Below are 1,786 nucleotides of genomic sequence, written 5' to 3'. Positions count from 1 at the left end.
GAATTTTAGTTCTAGTCATTGTATCAATACAAACGTGCTTGGTAATTGCCTTAGCCAGTAACTGTTGCGATGACGAAGCTTTAACAACCTGATAAGCAATTTCAAACTTACTTTCATTCAACTGCTCAGGCATCACATGAATTAGCAGTGGATCCCCACAAAACATAGGACCCAAAAAGTCCACACTGGCATGAACAATCGGAATTGCCACAGCTGCCTTAGTGAAAAAAGACTTAAGATTAATGCCCGATGCATCTAGAGAGGCTTCATAGGCTTCATGGCAGATAGATAAAACATTAGCAAAATAGACCACACCAGCGGCATCGGTATCTGAAAACCGAACAGTGCGATTATAAGTAAAAGAGATCATACCATTTCAGTTATCAGCTATCAGCTATCAGCTATCAGCTATCAGCTAATGCGCACGCTACGCGAACAGCTAATTCGCTACGCGCACGCTACGCGAACAGCTATCAGCTGAATGCTTACAAAGTTTCTGCCCATAGCGTAACCTCCTTGAGGTGCTATTGAATAAAATAAGCTGACGGCTGACGGCTGACGGCTGAATGCTTACACAACTAACAATTAACAATTAACATGAATGGGATTAAAAAAAACTACCAAGCAGCAGTATATCTCAACACTGACCTCCAGGGGTCAGGATTCCCAATTCTCTGCCTTCACGGTCATCCCGGCTCAAGTCAGTGCGTTTCGGTTTTTACCCAACATCTATCCCAGAGGTTCTGGACTATCAGCCCTGATTTGCGAGGATATGGTAGAAGTCCAGCTGATCGGGATTTTCAGATGACCGACCACTTGATTGACTTGGAATCCCTGCTCGACTACTACCACATTGACCGCTGTTTGATACTAGGTTGGTCTTTAGGGGGAATTTTAGCCATGGAGCTTGCTCTGACGCTACCTCAGAGAGTCACAGGTTTAATTTTAATCGCCACAGCCGCTCGACCCTGGGGTAATCATCCCCCCATTAGTTGGCAGGATAATCTCTATACCGGGATCGCTTCTGCCTTAAATTGGTTACAACCAGGATGGCAGTGGAATATTGACACATTTGGTAAGCGATCGCTTTTTCGGTACCTGATCCAACAACACACTACCAGCGCCTACCAGTATATTGCCAACCACGCCATATCAGCCTATTTACAGACCTCCCAAGCCGCTACACAAGCACTCAACACTGCCATTAGGGCTGGGTATAACCGTTTGCCAGACTTAAACCAGATTGAATGTCCCTCCCTGGTCTTAGCAGGAGCTGCTGATCGCCATATTACCGCAGCATCAAGTCGAGAAACCGCTAAACATCTTAAAGATAGCCAATGGCAATGCTATGACAATACTGCTCACTTGTTTCCTTGGGAAATTCCGGATCAGGTGTTAAAAGATATCGACAGCTGGATTAGCAATAATCCCCAAGTTGTGAGGTGATGTAGAATGTAGAATTTAGAATTTAGAATGCAGAATTAATAATTTATAATTTAAAATGTAGAATTAATAATTTATAATTTAAAATGTAGAATTTAGAATTAATTCAAAGCTGATAGCTGTTGGCGTAGCCTGCCCGTAGCGCATATTATGACAATTATTAATTCTTAATTGAAAGCTGAAAGCTGATAGCTGATAGCTGATAGCTTACAATTCTCAATTCTCAATTCTCAATTCTCAATTCTCAATTCTCAATTCTCAATTCTCAATTCTCAATTCTCAATTCTCAATTCTCAATTCTCAATTCTCAATTCTCAATTCTCAATTCTCAATTCTCAATTCT

Annotated in this window: 2 protein-coding genes; one reads left to right on the top strand and one right to left on the bottom strand. The window is 41.8% G+C overall.

What is annotated here, in order from left to right:
* Positions 1-367 (bottom strand): acyl-CoA thioesterase (locus tag F6K37_RS40785; RefSeq protein ID WP_287256998.1); only part of this gene is annotated, 367 nt, incomplete at its 3' end.
* Between the two features lie 230 nt (positions 368-597).
* On the opposite strand from F6K37_RS40785, the gene F6K37_RS40780 reads away from it, so the two are divergent.
* A complete protein-coding gene (locus tag F6K37_RS40780) occupies positions 598-1,446 on the top strand; it encodes an alpha/beta fold hydrolase (protein ID WP_287256997.1) in 849 nt (282 codons plus the stop codon).
* The last annotated feature ends 340 nt before the right edge of the window (positions 1,447-1,786 follow it).

Source organism: Moorena sp. SIO4E2, assembly GCF_010671945.1.
GTDB classification, from domain to species: domain Bacteria; phylum Cyanobacteriota; class Cyanobacteriia; order Cyanobacteriales; family Coleofasciculaceae; genus Moorena; species Moorena producens.
Note: the sequence above shows the minus strand (reverse complement) of the source record. Positions and strands in the feature narration are given on the sequence as shown.

What these genes read in the sequence shown, in the direction of transcription:
- F6K37_RS40780 (WP_287256997.1), top strand. Translation starts at nt 598, where the DNA reads ATGAATGGGATTAAAAAAAACTACCAAGCAGCAGTATATCTCAACACT.